This window comes from Thermococcus sp., from assembly GCF_027008145.1.
GTDB lineage: Archaea > Methanobacteriota_B > Thermococci > Thermococcales > Thermococcaceae > Thermococcus.
In genome coordinates, this window is sequence record NZ_JALTCZ010000188.1 from 1 (window position 1) to 15,965 (window position 15,965).

Annotated in this window: 14 protein-coding genes, 1 tRNA gene, 1 pseudogene and 1 CRISPR repeat array; of the genes and pseudogenes, 8 read left to right on the forward strand and 8 right to left on the reverse strand. The window is 54.4% G+C overall.

The window, feature by feature from the left end; all coding sequences use genetic code 11:
- Positions 1–332 precede the first annotated feature (332 nt).
- From MVD07_RS09455 to MVD07_RS09465, 3 genes are all read right to left on the reverse strand, one after another.
- Positions 333–2,234 (reverse strand): aldehyde ferredoxin oxidoreductase family protein, encoded by a 1,902-nt coding sequence (locus MVD07_RS09455; RefSeq protein WP_297501361.1) that lies wholly within the window; start codon positions 2,232–2,234, stop codon positions 333–335.
- Between the two features lie 182 nt (positions 2,235–2,416).
- A tRNA-Met gene (locus tag MVD07_RS09460) sits at positions 2,417–2,524 on the reverse strand.
- A gap of 18 nt (positions 2,525–2,542) precedes the next feature.
- A complete protein-coding gene (locus tag MVD07_RS09465; protein ID WP_297501333.1) occupies positions 2,543–4,486 on the reverse strand; it encodes a helicase C-terminal domain-containing protein in 1,944 nt (647 codons plus the stop codon).
- Positions 4,487–4,532: 46 nt separating this feature from the next.
- On the opposite strand from MVD07_RS09465, the gene MVD07_RS09470 reads away from it, so the two are divergent.
- A complete protein-coding gene (locus MVD07_RS09470; RefSeq protein ID WP_297501364.1) occupies positions 4,533–4,772 on the forward strand; it encodes a hypothetical protein in 240 nt (79 codons plus the stop codon).
- Here the strand turns inward: MVD07_RS09470 and MVD07_RS09475 are convergent.
- The 3 genes from MVD07_RS09475 to MVD07_RS09485 form a co-directional block, all read right to left on the reverse strand.
- On the reverse strand, positions 4,753–5,454 hold the full coding sequence (locus MVD07_RS09475; protein WP_297501336.1) for a hypothetical protein: 702 nt from the start codon (positions 5,452–5,454) through the stop codon (positions 4,753–4,755). The genes MVD07_RS09470 and MVD07_RS09475 overlap by 20 nt on opposite strands.
- Positions 5,455–5,563: 109 nt before the next feature.
- Complete coding sequence (locus MVD07_RS09480; RefSeq protein ID WP_297501339.1) at positions 5,564–6,610, reverse strand: M42 family metallopeptidase; 1,047 nt, start codon at positions 6,608–6,610, stop codon at positions 5,564–5,566.
- 193 nt (positions 6,611–6,803) lie between these two features.
- Positions 6,804–7,400 (reverse strand): hypothetical protein, encoded by a 597-nt coding sequence (locus MVD07_RS09485; protein WP_297501342.1) that lies wholly within the window; start codon positions 7,398–7,400, stop codon positions 6,804–6,806.
- A gap of 58 nt (positions 7,401–7,458) precedes the next feature.
- Between MVD07_RS09485 and sfsA the strand changes: the two genes are divergently transcribed.
- The 3 genes and pseudogenes from sfsA to xerA form a co-directional block, all read left to right on the forward strand.
- Entirely contained in the window at positions 7,459–8,172 is a 714-nt protein-coding gene (sfsA, locus tag MVD07_RS09490; protein ID WP_297501345.1) for a DNA/RNA nuclease SfsA, read from the forward strand.
- A 45-nt stretch (positions 8,173–8,217) separates the two neighbouring features.
- Positions 8,218–9,081 (forward strand): toprim domain-containing protein, encoded by an 864-nt coding sequence (locus MVD07_RS09495; RefSeq protein WP_297501367.1) that lies wholly within the window; start codon positions 8,218–8,220, stop codon positions 9,079–9,081.
- Between the two features lie 4 nt (positions 9,082–9,085).
- Positions 9,086–9,910: pseudogene (xerA, locus tag MVD07_RS09500) on the forward strand (site-specific tyrosine recombinase/integron integrase); the annotation flags it as partial.
- A 106-nt stretch (positions 9,911–10,016) separates the two neighbouring features.
- Here the strand turns inward: xerA and pfkC are convergent.
- Positions 10,017–11,399 carry an ADP-specific phosphofructokinase gene (pfkC, locus tag MVD07_RS09505; RefSeq protein ID WP_297501370.1) on the reverse strand — a complete coding sequence of 461 codons (1,383 nt, stop codon included), beginning with the start codon at positions 11,397–11,399 and terminating at the stop codon, positions 10,017–10,019.
- A gap of 72 nt (positions 11,400–11,471) precedes the next feature.
- Positions 11,472–12,185, reverse strand: coding sequence for an aspartate/glutamate racemase family protein (locus MVD07_RS09510; RefSeq protein ID WP_297501348.1), 714 nt, complete (start codon positions 12,183–12,185; stop codon positions 11,472–11,474).
- Between the two features lie 92 nt (positions 12,186–12,277).
- Between MVD07_RS09510 and MVD07_RS09515 the strand changes: the two genes are divergently transcribed.
- Genes MVD07_RS09515 through MVD07_RS09530 form a run of 4 tightly spaced genes read left to right on the forward strand, consistent with a single transcriptional unit; the run spans position 12,278 to position 14,961 of the window.
- Positions 12,278–12,886: a nitroreductase family protein gene (locus MVD07_RS09515; RefSeq protein WP_297501350.1), complete on the forward strand. Its 609-nt coding sequence runs from the start codon at positions 12,278–12,280 to the stop codon at positions 12,884–12,886.
- Positions 12,887–12,926: 40 nt separating this feature from the next.
- Entirely contained in the window at positions 12,927–13,262 is a 336-nt protein-coding gene (locus MVD07_RS09520) for a hypothetical protein (protein WP_297501353.1), read from the forward strand.
- Positions 13,263–13,265: 3 nt separating this feature from the next.
- Positions 13,266–14,408: a tRNA uracil 4-sulfurtransferase ThiI gene (thiI, locus tag MVD07_RS09525; protein WP_297501356.1), complete on the forward strand. Its 1,143-nt coding sequence runs from the start codon at positions 13,266–13,268 to the stop codon at positions 14,406–14,408.
- Positions 14,409–14,412: 4 nt separating this feature from the next.
- Positions 14,413–14,961, forward strand: coding sequence for a DUF998 domain-containing protein (locus MVD07_RS09530; RefSeq protein WP_297501358.1), 549 nt, complete (start codon positions 14,413–14,415; stop codon positions 14,959–14,961).
- 105 nt (positions 14,962–15,066) lie between these two features.
- A CRISPR array of direct repeats spans positions 15,067–15,964; the repeat unit is 27 nt; unit sequence CTTTCAATTCTCCTAAAGTCTTATTGC.
- Position 15,965 lies beyond the last annotated feature (1 nt).

A 15,965-nucleotide genomic window follows, 5' to 3' on the forward strand; every position in this document is an offset into this window, starting at 1 on the left:
CAAAATCAGGGAGCGGGACGTTCGGAAGGTGGAGGACAAGTTTGAAGAGGACGGGACGGAGGTTAACCTCCTCATAGTACCCGATAAAGGCCTACTCCCGAGGAAAATCCGAAAACGCGGAAGTCTTTGACTGGAGGGATGCGCTATCTCTCCTTCCATAACGGCTCCCAGCCGTCACAAACGGAGTTCATGCGGACGGTTTTCATGTGCTTCCTGCATAGTCCGTACCCAGGGAGGCACAAGTCAATGGACCCTAACCAGAGACAGTTCTTGCAGGCCTTGGGCCTCTCATCCATTCCGACCACCCAAGAAGAGAGAAGGGAAAGAGGGTCTCAGATTCCGGTCCCGATGTCCTCCGCTATGTCGGGGAGATCGAGGGCCACGAGCTTAGCCTTTGTCGGGATTCCATCCCTGCTCCATCCGCGGGCCTGGTAGTACTCGTCGAGCATCCTGTCAAGCTCCCACGGCGGGACGTGCAAACCTTTGCTAACGCCCTCCGGGATCGGCTCCCACATGATTCTGTACGGGAGGGTGTCGTCCTTCCTGCTGAAGCCCTCGCGGACGTTGAAGGCCCTCGCGACGTTCATTATCCTCTCGCCGGCGGTTATTACCTCAGCGTTGCCCATGTGCATTCCTGTTACGGCTTCGATGAGCTCCGGGAAGCCCTCAAGGTAGTACATGTGCCTTGAGAACTTGCACGTGCCGGTGGCGTCGTAAACCGCCATGAGGTTCTCGTGGATTGCTATCTCGAAGCCCTTGTTCTCGCCCTTCGTCCTGTCGATGTTGTCGAACTTCCACCACCTGCCGACGAGCTCGGTTCCGTAGGCTCCGGCAGTGAGGTGATCCGCACCGCGGACGCTGACGGCAAATGCCAAGGCCATCCCCTTGATTCCCCTAACGTCGTAAGCAGGTGGCTCCATGCCCTTGACATGCATTGCGAACTTCTCGCTTCCCCTACCCAAGCGCTCGCTGGCCCTCCTGACGCCATCCGCTAAGAGCTTCCCGAGGTTGCCCTCGCGGTAGGCCATCTTCCTGAGGGCTTCAACAGCGGCCTCACCGTTGCCGAAGGTCAGTTCAAGGCCATCCGCTTCCTCCTTGGTGAGAAGGCCACGCTCGTAAGCCTCCATCGCCCACGCTATCGTGACGCCGGCGGAGATGCTGTCGAGGCCGAGCTGGTCGGCGAGGTAGTTGAGATAAGCTACCGTCTCGAAGTCGTCGATCTCAAGGACGCCACCGAAGGAGTATAGCGTCTCGTACTCCGGACCGTCAACCTCGAAGGTGCCCCACTTCTTGCTCTCGACGTGGACGTACTGGCTGCAGGGCTTGTTACATCCGGGGCATGCCCTCCTTCCCTTCCTGTACTTCGGGGCCCAGTAGTAGGGGTCTATGTAGATGTGCTCCCTCCCTTCCTCCTTGGCCCTCTCATAGGCCTTCTTGAAGAAGCCCATCTGCCAGTTTCTGACCGGGAAAGTTCCCCTCTCCCTGTTCATCCAGTCGAGGAACTCGCCGCTTCCGTAGCCCATGTCGGCCTTTGTGGCGGGGTGATCCTTGAAGACCAGTGCCCACTTCTTTATGAGCTCGCGGAGCTTCTTCGGGTTAGCTATGGGAATTCTCTTGCTCCCCTTCACGAGGATACCCTTAAGCTTCTTGCTCCCGAGGACAGCTCCAGGGCCACCCCTAGCAGCCTGCCTGTCGTCGGTCTCGATGATCGAGATGAGGCTGAGCCTCTCCCCAGCCGGCCCTATGAAGGCCGTCGCGTAGCCCGGATACTCCTCCTTTGCCCTGCTCCTCGCTTCGCCGGTGGTGAGGCCCCAGTAGGGATCGGCCGGGACAATCCTAACTTTATCGTCATTTATAACGAGGAGAACTGGCTCCTCGCTCCTGCCCTCGATGATGAGCATGTCGTAGCCGGCCCTCTTGAGCTGGACGCCCAGTTCGGCACCGGCCATGGACCTGCCGTAGCCACCTGTGAGCGGGCTCTTGAAGTTGAAAGCTGTCTTTGAGCCCGTTCCTATGCCGGTGTCGACGAACAGGCCAGGGGTTACTATCATCTTGTTCTCCTCTCCAAGCGGGTCGGCCTTGGCTGGAACCTCGTCGTAGAGAGCCCTCGTTCCAAAGCCAACGCCGCCGAGGTATTTCCTCGGAAAGTGCTCCGGGAGGGGCTCCATCTTAGCTTCCCCAGTAGTAAGGTTCACCCTGAGAATTCTGCCCCAGTAACCGCCTGCTGCCTCCATCAGAATCACCTCGAAGGATTTTCGAGAGGTGGATTATAAGGACTTCGAAAAGGAGAACATTTGACAACTACCAAAGGGTTAAGCCCACGTGTTAACTCAAAGGACCCAGGCCGTTTATCGAGTTTCATCTCAGCTTTTCAAAAAGAGCTACGGACTTTGGTTTTGCTTGGCAAAAGTTTCTGTGGTGCCGGGGCGGGGCTTTGAACCCCGGACCTCTCGGTTTCTCAGGCTCCCCCGAAGGGAAGCGGCCCTATGAGCCGAGCGCTCTGACCAGGCTAAGCTACCCCGGCACTGCCCGAGCGCTCGACCTATACCTCCCTGGGCTCATTTTTAAATCTTTCGGCCCAGAAACGCCTAAGATACAGCCTCATCTTGGCCAGATCAACGGCCTTCATAGTCTCGACCATCCAGTCGGGCATGTCCTTTCTTATGCTCCTCCAGAGGACGCGGTAGTCGAGGATAACTATGCTCCCCCTCTCCTCGGCCGAGCGGTGGACCCGTCCGGCTGCCTGAACGAGCTTCCTGTGGGCTGGCAGGTAATAGCCGTAGTAGCGCCCCTTCCCCGGGAACTTCTTCTCAAAGTACCTTACCTGGGCCTGAACCCTTGGAGTTGGCCTTGCGTAGGGTATCCCGACGAGGATTACCCCGTTCATCTCGTTACCGCTGTAGTCCTGTCCCTCACTATTCCTCCCGCCCATGACCCCGAGGAGGACGGCTCCACTGGCTTTCGCATGGGCCTTGAACTGGGCAACGAGGAGGTCGTTTTCCCGGGAGGATGCTCCCTGCTTCTCGACGAACACGGCCTTTCCAGTTTCCTCAATGCGAACCTTCAGGTTTGCCGAGAGCAGTCCCTGGAGAACCTCGTAGGAGGCAGTAAAGACGCCAACATTCTTCGGGATCAGCTTAACCGCTTCGACTATGTAATCCGTCATCTTCCGGTAGAGTGCCAGAGAGCGCTCATCGCCCCTCGTCGAGACGTCCTTGGCAACCAAAACCTGCGCGTTTTCCCTCTTCACCATCCTCGGGAACTTCTTGAGGCGGACCTTCTCTATGCCCATCACATCGCGGAAGGCCTCAAGCGGGGTGAGAGTTCCCGAGGTGAAGATTGCCGAGTGAGTCTCCCTAAGGAATGTGAGGGCCTTCGAGGGGTCGAGGGCGACTAGTTCGAGGCTCAGTCCTCTCTCTCTCGTCAGGAGGAAGAGGTAGTCGTCCCTGCCAATGAGGGAAAACCAGAGGAGCAGAAACTCGCCGGTTCTGCCGACGTAGGAGCGGGGTGGCTTCCCCTTTTCTATCCTATCCTCTCTTATGGAATCGCCGACCGCGACCATCTCGTTCAGGGTCTTGACGAGCCATCTTGGCGTTAAGCTGAGAATCTCGATGACGTGGGAGAAGGCCTCTTCCGGCGCTATTGGGACCTCATCGGTTTCCCTCTCGGCTAGCTTCTCCCGGTAGAGTAGCTCAAGGCCCCTGCCGAATATACTGAGGAAGTTCGCTATCTCATGCTCGTTGTACTCTTCAGCTTCCTTAATGGCCCTGTTCACGGCGTTTATGCTCAGCCTGTCGCTTAAGGCCGAGATTGCCTGGTCGGGTAAATTGTGGGCCTCGTCGAAGACCACTATCAGGTCGGAGTAGTCAATGCCCAGCGAGTTTATCAGGCTCTCCCTGATGCTCGGACTGAGGGCGTAGAGGTAGCTTGCCACTATGACGTCAGCCTTTTCCGCTATCTTCCTCGTCAGGTCGTATGGGCAGAGTTCGAGTGTTTCAGCGTAGCTCAGTATCTCGGCCGGGTGGCTTGGCTCCTGGAGGAAGAACCGAACCAATTCGTCAAACTCAGCCTTTTTCTTTTTTTCGTTCTCGTAGAAGGGACACTTCCTGAGCTTCTTCAGATTCTTGCAGACTACCATGGCCGTGTATGCATCGCTCGTGTATTCCTTCAGGTAGTTGTGGAGGCAGAGCTCCTTCCTGCTTCTCAGTTCGACCCCTGAGACTGGGCTTTTCGCGTTTATCGCCTTCAGCTCCTCTATAACCCTATCCATCTGCCTGTGCGTCCTTGCGAGGTAGAGAACCTTGAGACCAAGCTCCTTAGCTATAGGAAGAACCCCGGCCAGAACGCCTATCGTCTTTCCAAAGCCAGTCGGGGCCTCGATTATGGCGTTCTCCCCTCTCTCCGCTGACTCTCTAACCAGCTCGATGAACTCAAGCTGATGCTCCCTCGGTTCGTAGGGGAAGTAGTCTAAACTGGGTTCATTCATGGGAAAGGGTTTTAACGCCTCTCTTTTAACCTTTCCCGTGGTTGAAATGAAGGAGAAGGACTGGAAGGTAATCGAGTACGTCATCGAGGCCCTTTTAATATGGTGGCTCGGGTACCTGTTCCTTTACCAGAACTACCTCCTCCACAGGTGGCACAGGGGTCTTCCCCTCCCGGCCAAATGGCCTTTTGTCCTCGGCGGTCTGGCCATGGCCTCTGTGTTTCTGGCCTATGAGTTCTGGAGGCTTGAGAAGGATCAGGGAGGGGGAGCTAGAGCCCGTGAAGGGTGACCCTGTGCTCTCCACTTATTTCAAGCCCTGCGAAGTCCTCTTCGCTGACATCTAGGAGGGGCTTGTCGACCTCCACTATGGCGCTTCCAGAGGAGTTGTGGTGCTCAACGTTCTCAACGGAGTCGTCCTTAACCCTGAGGACGAACCTTCCCCTTTCCCCCTCCCCAATAACCTCAAAGCTTCTAAGACCGGTTGAGAAGCGCAGGTGTCTTACAAGGTGGGGCAGCTCCTCCCCAGTCAGGTTTCTCACGTAGAATTTCCTCCTGCCGAGGGGAAGGAGGACTCCCCTTATCCTTTGATAGCTCTCCGCGAATCTGCACACGGCCAGCCCGAAGTTCCTCGCGAGTTCGGAGAGCTTCCTCCCGAGAAAGCGCTCGACCATGTCGGCGGACGCTCTTGAGACAAGCCTGTTGTCTCCAACTGAGAGGGAGAGTATGAGAAGGCCCTTGAGGCCTTTCATCACGTAGGTCGCCGTCGAGTCCGCAAAGGTCACTTCCAGCGAGCCCTCGAAGTCGAACCTGAGAAACCGCTTCCTTAGAAAAATTCTCGCCCTGAGCGGTCTCTCTCTGGTGACCTCTCCCTCGAAGGGGAGGGAGCGAAAGAGCTCGACCGGTTTTGAGGTCACCCACTGCACGGCTTCCCAGTCAGCGGAGAACGGGAATTCGAGGGTTCTTGATTCCATCTATGAACACCCTTGTGCGCCACTGGGGATGTTGGTTCGGGGTGTTTAAAAATTTAAGGTAGGATGACCTCCTTCCTGCCCGAAGGGCGAGGCTTTCGAAAGAAAAATGTCAGAGCTCAAGCTCTCCGATGTGCTCAAGCACCTTTACCATCAGCTTGACTCCGGCGTCAACGTCCCTCCCGTCAACAACCTCGGTGTTCGAGTGGATGTAGCGTGCTGGAACACTTATCGCTCCGGTCGGCACACCGCTCTTCGTTAGGTGTATGGCCCCGGCGTCGGTTCCACCGCCGAGGAGAATGTCCCACTGGTAGGGTATCTCGTATTTCTTTGCCAGCTCCTCCATCCACTTCACTATCGTCGGGTGGCAGATTATCGAGCGGTCCATTATCTTTATCGCAGTCCCCTTTCCGAGCTCGGTGACGTGCTTGTGCTCCGGCGTTCCGGGGACGTCTGCCGCTATTGTTACATCGATGGCGAAGCCGTAGTCAGGGTCGATCCCGAATGCCGAAACCCTCGCCCCCCTAAGTCCGACCTCTTCCTGAACCGTTGAAACGAAGTATATGTCCGCGTCGCTCTTCTCAAGCTCCTGCGCGGCCTTGACGAGGGTGTAGACCGCTATCCTGTCGTCGAAGGCTATGCTGACTAAGCGGTGCTTTCCGAGCCTCTCTAGGCGACCATCCCAGGTGATTATCGTGCCTATCTTAACCCCCATCTCCTCGGCCTCTTCCCTGCTCTCCGCCCCGATGTCAATGAACACCTGCTCCCAGGTCGGTGCCTTCTTCCTGTCCTCGGGCTTCTGGATGTGGGGCGGAACCGAGCCACCGACGCCGTAGATGAACTTCCCATGGTCCACCCAGACCTTGAAGCGCTGGGCTATCAGAGTCCTCGGGTCAACGCCACCAACGGGAGCGATCCTCAAAAAGCCGTTCTTCTCGATGTGCGTCACCATGAGACCTATCTGATCCATGTGCGCCGCGAGCATTACCTTCGGCCCGGAGCCCTTTCTGTGGGCCATGACGTTGCCGAGCTTGTCCACCTTTATCTCGTCCACGTAGGGCTTGAAGGCCTCTATCACGACGTCCCTTACTCCCAAAAACTCGTATCCGGAAACACCTGGAGCCTCGACAATTTTCTTGAGCAGTTCAAAATCCACCATGGCTACCGCCTCCGTTTAGATCTCCGTCTGAATGTGGGTTGAAATATATTTAAGGTTTTTCCAAAAGCGAGACCAGTTTCTCAACGATCAGACAGTCCCACCTAAAGCCCCTCACCACGAGGAGATAGCCCCCTGCAAAGGGGCGATCTAAACCTGATTTTTCCTTTATCCAGCAACTGGATAAAAACTTTGCTTACGGGTAGATCCTCACCCCCATGGCCCTCTCGCCGTTGTCGTAGATCTCGCGGATTTTGAAGAGATAGGCGGGGGTTCTACCCCAGTCCCTCGGCTTCTCCGGTCTGTGGAAGACGTCGTGGACGGCGTTGGTGTATTCCCAGATCTCGTCACCCTCGTGCACCTCGACCTCACAGCGGACCTCGTAGGAAGTGCTCGGTGGCGTGAAGAAGAGTATCGTTGCTTCTCTGCTTCCTGAGGTGATGTTCCTCCACGTGTGCTTTTTGGCTAGCTCAAGGGAGACGAACTTCGTGAAGTCTATCTTTTCACGTACGTAGATCTCGTCCAGGAGGAACTCCAAAGCCTTCCTCGGGTTGTAGCGTCTCTTGAGCTCTTCTCTCAGCTTCTCGATGGTCTCATGGAGGAACTCCTCACGGTGGATAAAGCCGATTCCCTTTATCGAGCCGTTTGCTCCAGCTTTTCCGCAGGTTATTATCGCGGCGTTGTGCCTGGTAAATCCTATCAGCGCATCCGATCCAAACTTCCCCTCCGCGAGCTTTTTTATTCCAGAAACCCTCTCCTCAAAGGCGTAGCGGATGAACTCCTCGGGCATCATCGGACCACCGCTTAAGATTGCCCTAAGGTTAAAAACACCTTTCGGTCTAATATCAACCATGGGAAAATCAGTCCTCCTGAAGCTGGAGACCGTCCCATGCACATTCATCGAGAGGCCCAACCGCTTCGTGGCCCTAGTTGATGTAAACGGGGAAATCAGAAAAGCCCTTGTCACGAACACAGGAAGGCTAGAGGAATTCATGGTTCCCGGAAGAAAGGCCTTCTGCGTTCCAAAGAGCGGTGGAAAGACTGACTTCATTCTGGTTGCCTTTGAAGACTTTAATGGACGGGGGGCGGTAATAGACACGAGAACCCAGGCTAAGGCCTTCGAGATGGCCGCTGAGCTGGAATTAATTCCTTGGCTGAAGAACTGCCGGATAAAGCGGAAGGAGGTAATTTCTGGAAAATCGCGCCTCGATTACCTCTTCGACTGTCCAAGTGGAGAAATCTACGCCGAGATGAAGAGCGCGGTTTTGAGAGGAGGAAAGCGAGGTGAGTACGCGATGTATCCCGACTGCCCGTCAACGAGGGGACAGAAGCACATAAAGGAGCTGATAAACCTGAGGAAGGCCGGCAAAAGGGCGATGATATTCTTCATTGGGGCTATGCCCGGTGTCGAGAAGTTCAAGCCCTACGCCAAGGGTGACCCCGAGATAGCGAGGCTTTTGGGGAAGGCTAAAGAGGTCGGTGTCGAAATCCATGCCCTGAGCATCTCCCTGCTTCCTGGAAGAGGTGTTGTCCTCGAGAGGCCCGAGCTTGAGGTCGAGGTCTAAGAGAAGTTTTAAAACTGCTCGGGAGAACTCCTTCTGGTGATGGATATGACAATAGTTGACGTCAGGATTCTGGTCGAGGGCGCGAGCGACGTTGAGGTCGTCAGCAGGGCCCTTCAGGGGCTTGCACTTGGGAGTGAATACAACATCACGATTTCCTCGATAATCCCGACAACGAACATTGAGATAGCCAAGAGCGCCGCGGCCGGCGCTGATCTGCTCATAATAGCCACCGACGCCGACAGGGTCGGTAGGGAGCTCGCAGAGAGGCTCTTCAACGAGCTGGGTCAGATGGTCGGGCACATAGAGAGGATGAAGCTCCCCCTCGGCCACGACCTTGAGCACGTTGATGTGGAACTGGTCAGGAAGGAGCTCAGGAACACCCTCGTGAGAGCCGGCCTGAAGAGCCTCCAGGTTCTGCCCGAATACATGGAGCTGAGAAAGCAGTTACTCGACATCAAGGGCAGGTACGACGAGCTGGCCGGTCAGTATGAGACCCTCTACAAGGAGCATGATGAGCTGAAGAGGAAATACGAAGAGCTCATGGGGGAGAGTGAAGCACTCAAGAGCGAGAACGAGGCTTTGAAGGAGCTCCTTGAAAAGAAAATACAACCGGTGAAGCTCGAAGAGGCGTGGAGCAACCTCTTCCCGGCTGAGCCTCTTCCCGACGAGAGTATATTCGGCACAGCCGTTGAAAAGCTTGGCCTGGCTGGAAGGGTCATTGTCGGGCAGGGCTATGTCTTCGCCGAGGACTACGAGCTGATAGAGGAGCTCATGAAGACGGTCTACCTGAGCCTCTCCATAAGGGAAAGCCTTGAGGAGAAGGTCGAAGAGGCGAACCAAGGAGCTGGAGAAGAACCGGAAAAGCCCGAGGTCATAGAGAACGCAGAGGTGAACCTCGACGAGCTCTGAAACCGTTGAGGAGTTCGAGACCTATCTAGACCTTGAGGGCAAGAGTCCTAACACGGTTAGGATGTACTCCTACTACGTCAGGCGATACTTTGAGTGGGGAGGAACACTAAACGCGCGCTCCGCCCTCCGATTTCTGGCCAGGCTTAGGAGGGAGGGCTACTCCAGCAGAAGTCTAAACCTCGTGGTTCAGGCTTTAAGGGCTTACTTCCGCTTCGAGGGGGCTGAGGACGAGGCAGAAAAGCTAAAGCCCCCCAAGGTTCCGAGGAGTTTGCCGAAGGCCCTGACAAGGGAAGAAGTTAAGAGGCTTCTCTCAGTTATTCCCCCGACAAGGAAGAGGGACAGGCTCATCGTCCTCCTTCTTTATGGAGCGGGTTTGCGCGTTAGCGAGCTCTGCAACCTGAAGAGGGCTGACGTTGACCTTAAGAGAAACATCATAGCCGTGTGCGGGGGAAAGGGGGCGAAGGACAGGGTAGTCCCGATTCCTGCCTTCCTGAGCGATGCCATCAGAGACTACCTCGAAAGCAGGGAAGATGAAAGTGAGTACCTCATAGTCGAGGACAGGAGGAAGAGAAAGGACAGGCTCTCGCCGAAGACCGTGTGGCATCTGCTGAAGAAGTACGGCGGGAGGGCGGGTGTTGAGGTGACCCCTCACAGGCTTCGGCACAGCTTCGCTACCCACATGCTTGAAAGGGGGGTTGACATAAGGGCCATTCAGGAGCTTTTGGGCCATTCAAACCTCTCCACGACGCAGATATACACGAAGGTCACCGTTGAGCACCTGAGGAAGGCCCAGGAGAAGGCGAGGCTGATGGAAGGGCTGATTGAGTAGGTTTACCCACCGTTGCTTTTCCGAACCTCCGAAGCTCACGCTCATAAAAGAGCCTTATGTGGCGCTTAATGTTTGAGAATTTTCCATTTTGGCATCCTAAGAAGAATCAAAGTGCGCCCTTTCTCTTAAGCAGAGCAAGGTAGCTCGTAAAGGCCCCGGCTGAGATTGTATCCCCGAGGCCGACGGTCGAGACGGGGTTCTTGACGAGCCTCGTCGGGATTATCATCATCTTGTACTCCCTGGTTCTGAGCCTTCTCTTGGCTTCTTCAAAGCGCAGCTTGACGTATTCACCGCGCTCGTTGTAGGGGACGTTGAGGCCCACCTTGAAGTCCTCCGGGGAGCGGATTTCACCGAGGGAAGCCCTCGCCGCAGCTAAAGTCGTGGCGAGCTCCAGACTGCTCCTCAGTTCCTCCTCGCTCAGAGGATTGTCGGCGTGGGCGATGTACATGATGTAGTATATGGTGTGTATCTGGAGAACTTCAAGGTTCATCTCGTCGATAAGTATCTTGCCTCCCAGCACGGTGTCTTCTATCCTGTTATAGGTGAAAATCCTCTCTGCGAGCCCCGGGTAGCCAAGAGCGTTGAGGACGTAGGCTATCTCGGACTCGTCCATGCCGACGCTGTCAACGAGTGGGAAGAGGTTGTAGATGACCTTCTTCCTCAGCTCCCTGCTCTGTATAGAAGCGAACTCCAGGTGAACCTTTAAGTCCTTTTCGCGCTTGAGGAGTAGGATGTCCTTTTTGGCTTCCCTCAGGTAATGGTTGGCGTCCTTTCCGTCGGAATAGCGGAGCTTTATCCCCTGATAGCCCGACAGTATTGCCCCGTCGCTCATAAGACCTATCTCGGGGAGGAAGGGCTTGAGCTCCTCCTCGGTGTATATCCTTATGCTCTCGAACCTCGCCGATACTATGAACCTCCCAGAGAAGGGAACCGTTACCGTCTCGTCCCCGAGCTTAAAGCTCGTCCCGGCGCGAAATTCGAATATCCTGTTGACCTTCACCGGGTCGCTCTCGCGGTAGGCCTCTCGCGGGTGCCTGAGAACCAGCTTACCGTTTTCAATTACTGGATAAAAGAGGTTGGCCTTTGGCACGAACAGTTCCGCCTGACGCTTGGCCAGGTGGGGGGTGTAGACTACCACCCTGCTGAAGTCTAGGTTTGCCAGGAGGTTTGCTATTATCCCTGCCTGTCCCCCCATCCTCTCGACGTCGTACTTAAAGTTTGAGTCGAACCAGGCCTGAAGCTCCTCGTTGACAAGGGGGACGGCCATTGGCTTTCCCGTCTTGAGGGCATGCACGAGCCTAGCAACGAAGTCCAGTGGCTCGTTTATTTCCCTCGGGTACTCATCCATTCTCTTCTTTACCGCCTCGGCTCCGAACTCGTCTATCAGTCTCTGAACTGTCTCTCCCTTGAGGTATACTATCGCGTCAACGTTCGTGTTGTAGGCAGTGAACATGGAAAGCCTTCTCGCCTCGTCGAGGAGCTCGATCATGTATATCACCATAAGTGAGTAACTGGGAATAGTGAAGGGGGCGTTCTTAAAAGAGTTTCGGCAAAAAGAAAATCAGTACTCGGTGAAGAGCCTGCCCAGTTCAGGGATTTTCTCCATGATGTCCATTTCCCTTAGAGAAAGCCAGAGCGAGGCCTGGTTGCTCGTAACGACCGGGACGCCGAGGTCTTCCTCGAGAGGATCAATTATCTCGAAGGTTCTCAGGTTAGTGCAGCTTATGAAAATCACGTCGGCTTCCTCAATAAAGCTGGCCTTCGCGAGGTGGTAGGCCTCGTAGGGCTCAAGCTTCCCTATCTGAATGTTGTCTTCTATTCCGAGACCCCTTATGTCGAGAACCTCAAACTCGTTTGCCTCAAGGAACTCCTTCTCCCGCTGGTTTATCTCGTCGGTGTAGGGGGTTATCACAAGAACCGACTGGGCGTCGAGTATCTTGAGGGCCTCAACAACGGCGGTGCTCGTGCTCACCACCGGGACGTTAACCTCATCCTCGATTTTTGCCTCAAGCTCCTTCTCGTAGTCCTTCCCGCCTATGAAAGAGCCACTGGTGCATCCGTAGAGTATCTGCTCGACGCCAGCATCTTTTAGGAGCTTTGCAGCCTCGACCGCCAGCGCGTTCATCTCTATCAGCTCGTTCTCGTTGACGTTCTTAAGAGGGATGCGGGCGGTGTGGAGGGAAACGCCGTGGGGCAGGTACGTGTGCAGCTCCATCTCCATTGTTGTGTTTGAGGAGGGGACTATAAGGCCGAGCCTTCCTCTCCATCCGTACATAATTCCACCGTTGGGACTACTCGCGGGCTCTATTAAACCTTTGGTTTTGGAAAAGGTGATTAACCCCCTTGAGAACTCAATCCGGTGGTAGCATGGAGCTGGATGAGGTCATAGCACGGAGAACCTCTGTTAGGTACTTCGAGGATAAGTCCGTTGGCGAAGATGTCATTCTCAAGCTCTTGGAGAGTGCCATAAGGGCCCCGACCGCGAGCGATCTCGAAAACTGGCTCTTCATCGTCTTCAGGAGCGATGATGCCAGAAAGAAACTCTACGACCTCATAGCTGAAGGAATGCTCGAATACTACCGAGCCGTCAACCTGCCCGAGGACAAGATGGAGAAGCTGAGGAAGAGACTCTACGAGAACGGCATGTATCTGGCACCGGTTTACATAGCGGTCTTCATAGACAGGCGCGTCCGCTTCCTCGAGGGGAAGGAGTTCGACGAGCTTGAGTTCATATGGAGCTTGGAGAGCGCCTCGATGGCAATAGAGAACCTCATGCTGAAGGCCGTTGAGCTCGGCCTCGGGGCGGTTTACATCGGAGTCACCAACTTCAGGGGTATAGAGGAGAGGGTCAGGGAGCTTGCCGGCCTCGACGAGAACTATTACCTGGTCGGCGTCATCCCCGTGGGCCACCCGAGGAAAGAGGTGAGGCCGAGAAAGAGGAGAAAGGGCCCGGCAGATGTGGTGAGGTCAGTCTAAACGTTTTTATGCCCTCGCGAGGAATGGGTTTGGGAGGAAGATGATAGAGTTCGTAATAGTGCTCGGTCTCATAGGTGGATGGCTCTTAATGGCCACGACCCTCTTCCTTATGCTTGCCTTTGGGAAGGTGTGGGGCCTAATTGGGGTTCTCTTCCTCGTTTCATTCCTCGTGGTGAACCAGAAGTGGAAGGCACGCTACATGAAGGCCATAGTAGATGCGACACCAAGGGCCAAGGAGCTCGCCCGGCACATCTTTGAGATGAACGAGCTGATACTCCTATCCTCCTACCTGATGTCGCTCGTTCTCTACACCCTCATTCAGAAGTACGTGGAGATAGTTGTCAAGTTGCCTTACCCGATGGGCCCGGTGGGATGAAAGATGAACGTTGCAGTCGTTAGATACGGCGAGATAGGGACAAAGTCGAGGCAGACTAGGAGATGGTTCGAGAACATACTCATGAACAACATCCGCGAGGCCCTGGTGATCGAGGGGGTTGACTTCAAGAAGGTCGAGGCAAAGCACGGCAGGGTTCTCGTACGGACGAACAGTGCTAGGGAAGCTGTTGAAGTTCTCCAGAGGGTCTTCGGCATAGTCTCGCTCTCGCCGGCGATGGAGGTCGATGCCGAGCTGGAGAAGATAAACAGAACGGCGCTGAAGCTCTTCAGGAGGAAGAAGCGTGAGCTTGGCCTTGAGAGACCCAAGTTCAGGGTCACCGCGCGCAGAATAACCAAGGAGTTTCCCCTCAAGAGCCCGGAAATCCAGGCGAAGGTCGGTGAGTACATCCTTGAGAACGAGGAGGGCGAGGTTGACCTTTACGACTACGATATAGAGGTCGGCGTCGAGCTCATGGAGGGCAAAGCATACGTCTTTGTGGACAAGGTTAGAGCCTGGGGTGGCCTGCCGATAGGGACGCAGGGCAAGGTCGTGGCTTTGCTGAGCGGGGGTATAGACTCGCCAGTTGCGGCTTTCCTCATGATGAAGCGTGGCGTCGAGGTGATTCCTGTTCACATCTACATGGGCGAGAAGACCCTTGAGAAGGTCAGGAAAATATGGAACCGGCTGAAAAAATACCACTACGGCGGAAAGGGCGAGCTGATAGTGGTAAATCCGAAGGAGCGTGAGAGGATCATAGAAAAGCTCAGGGAGATGAAGAAGGAGAAGTACACCTGTGTCTTCTGCAAGTTCATGATGGTGAGGAACGCCGACAGGATAGCTAGGGACTTCGGTGCCAAGGGCATAGTGATGGGGGACTCCCTCGGCCAGGTCGCCAGCCAAACCCTTGAGAACATGTACATCGTCAGCCAGGCGAGCGACCTGCCTGTATACCGCCCGCTGATAGGCCTCGACAAGGAGGAGATAGTGGCCATAGCAAAGAAAATCGGCACCTTCGAGCTTTCAACGCTTCCCGAGGACGAGGTACCCTTCATCCCGAAGCACCCGGTCATAAGGGGCTCCTGGGAGGAGTTCAAGAAGATTTATAAAGCCATATTCGGGGAGGAGCTAGGAAGGAGGGGGTGCTGAGGAAATGAACTTGCTCAGGGTCGCACCGTACATAGCTGTCTCGCTCCCGCTGGTCTTTTTCCTGTCCCTAACCTTTATCATCGTCCATAACCCCTGGTTCTCCCTCCAGAACAATGCCTTCAGCGATATGGGCTCCCTGAGGAATCCGACTAGGTGGTACTTCAACGGCTTCCTCATGGGCTTCGCGGTTCTGGCGTTTATCCCTGCTTATGCAGCCTTCAGGAACGGTTTGAGCTACCTCATGCCCCTCGCTCTGGTCTTCCTCTTCCTAGTGGGGGTCTTTCCCGAGGAGTTGCCCTATCATGCCCCCTCAGCGGTTCTCTTTTACCTCCTTGCTCTGGCGGACATAGCTATCGTTGGCTTCAGGCTGGGGGGGAGAGGGCTCGGCCTCGGCTACCTGTGGAGCGCCATGTCCTTGGTTACGCTGTTGTCAATGTTATTAATAGTCAAACTCCGGCTCTTCCGGGGGCTTGCAATCCCGGAGCTCGTGGGGGCCGTCTTCATACTCTCCTGGTTCGTCTTCCTTGGAGGGCTTCTTTCAGGAGGCTTTTGAGGCCAACGCTCTTTTTCAAGGAAGACCTGAAGGAATGCTCACATCATTAGATGGTATGAAGGGAGTTCTTAAGTTGACCGCCAAGGCCGTCCGCTACGACACCACCTTTCAATTCTAATTCTCCTAAAGTCTTATTGCAACCCTTTTCACCATCAAAGTAGAACGTATCCATATCATCCTTTCAATTCTCCTAAAGTCTTATTGCAACGTTTTCGATTCTGGACTCTTCCAAGACGTTTTCCTTTCAATTCTCCTAAAGTCTTATTGCAACGGCCTTAACGCGAACAGGCTCGCCCACGTTCGTGAAGCTTTCAATTCTCCTAAAGTCTTATTGCAACAGCTCAAAGGCAACTTTCTCCTTCTCGCTTAACTCATCCTTTCAATTCTCCTAAAGTCTTATTGCAACTTCAACGGGAACGCACAGCTCGGGCGTGGGTCTTACTTTCAATTCTCCTAAAGTCTTATTGCAACTTGTCGTAAGCTAATGTTACCTCTTTACCACGTTCCTTTCAATTCTCCTAAAGTCTTATTGCAACAGTCGCTCGTGATAAACTACGTCCCCACTGTGATACATCTTTCAATTCTCCTAAAGTCTTATTGCAACCGCCTCCCTCCCGTTTTTCGTGTTTTCTTTCTTCTTGCCTTTCAATTCTCCTAAAGTCTTATTGCAACTGGCGACATTCCACATCGCGGCAGGGCAACCACAGGACCTTTCAATTCTCCTAAAGTCTTATTGCAACTGAAAATGGGGATTACGGATACGTTTAACCTGATTGTCTTTCAATTCTCCTAAAGTCTTATTGCAACCTGCTTCCTCAGCTCAGCGAGTTCTTGCTTTAGCTGGCTTTCAATTCTCCTAAAGTCTTATTGCAACGAATAACGGTTAGGGAGCTGTTAGAAAACGAGCTTACTTTCAATTCTCCTAAAGTCTTATTGCAACTGAGAAAGGCTTTGAGGGGGCGAAGTACATCTTTTTCTTTCAATTCTCCTAAAGTCTTATTGCA

Coding starts and splice junctions, on each gene's coding strand:
- MVD07_RS09470 (WP_297501364.1), top strand. CDS start 4,533: ATGAAGGAGAAGGACTGGAAGGTAATCGAGTACGTCATCGAGGCCCTT.
- MVD07_RS09515 (WP_297501350.1), top strand. CDS start 12,278: ATGGAGCTGGATGAGGTCATAGCACGGAGAACCTCTGTTAGGTACTTC.
- thiI (WP_297501356.1), top strand. CDS start 13,266: ATGAACGTTGCAGTCGTTAGATACGGCGAGATAGGGACAAAGTCGAGG.
- MVD07_RS09480 (WP_297501339.1), bottom strand. CDS start 6,610: ATGGTGGATTTTGAACTGCTCAAGAAAATTGTCGAGGCTCCAGGTGTT.
- MVD07_RS09530 (WP_297501358.1), top strand. CDS start 14,413: ATGAACTTGCTCAGGGTCGCACCGTACATAGCTGTCTCGCTCCCGCTG.
- MVD07_RS09510 (WP_297501348.1), bottom strand. CDS start 12,185: ATGTACGGATGGAGAGGAAGGCTCGGCCTTATAGTCCCCTCCTCAAAC.
- pfkC (WP_297501370.1), bottom strand. CDS start 11,399: ATGATCGAGCTCCTCGACGAGGCGAGAAGGCTTTCCATGTTCACTGCC.
- MVD07_RS09520 (WP_297501353.1), top strand. CDS start 12,927: ATGATAGAGTTCGTAATAGTGCTCGGTCTCATAGGTGGATGGCTCTTA.
- MVD07_RS09475 (WP_297501336.1), bottom strand. CDS start 5,454: ATGGAATCAAGAACCCTCGAATTCCCGTTCTCCGCTGACTGGGAAGCC.
- MVD07_RS09465 (WP_297501333.1), bottom strand. CDS start 4,486: ATGAATGAACCCAGTTTAGACTACTTCCCCTACGAACCGAGGGAGCAT.
- MVD07_RS09455 (WP_297501361.1), bottom strand. CDS start 2,234: ATGGAGGCAGCAGGCGGTTACTGGGGCAGAATTCTCAGGGTGAACCTT.
- MVD07_RS09495 (WP_297501367.1), top strand. CDS start 8,218: ATGACAATAGTTGACGTCAGGATTCTGGTCGAGGGCGCGAGCGACGTT.
- MVD07_RS09485 (WP_297501342.1), bottom strand. CDS start 7,400: ATGATGCCCGAGGAGTTCATCCGCTACGCCTTTGAGGAGAGGGTTTCT.
- sfsA (WP_297501345.1), top strand. CDS start 7,459: ATGGGAAAATCAGTCCTCCTGAAGCTGGAGACCGTCCCATGCACATTC.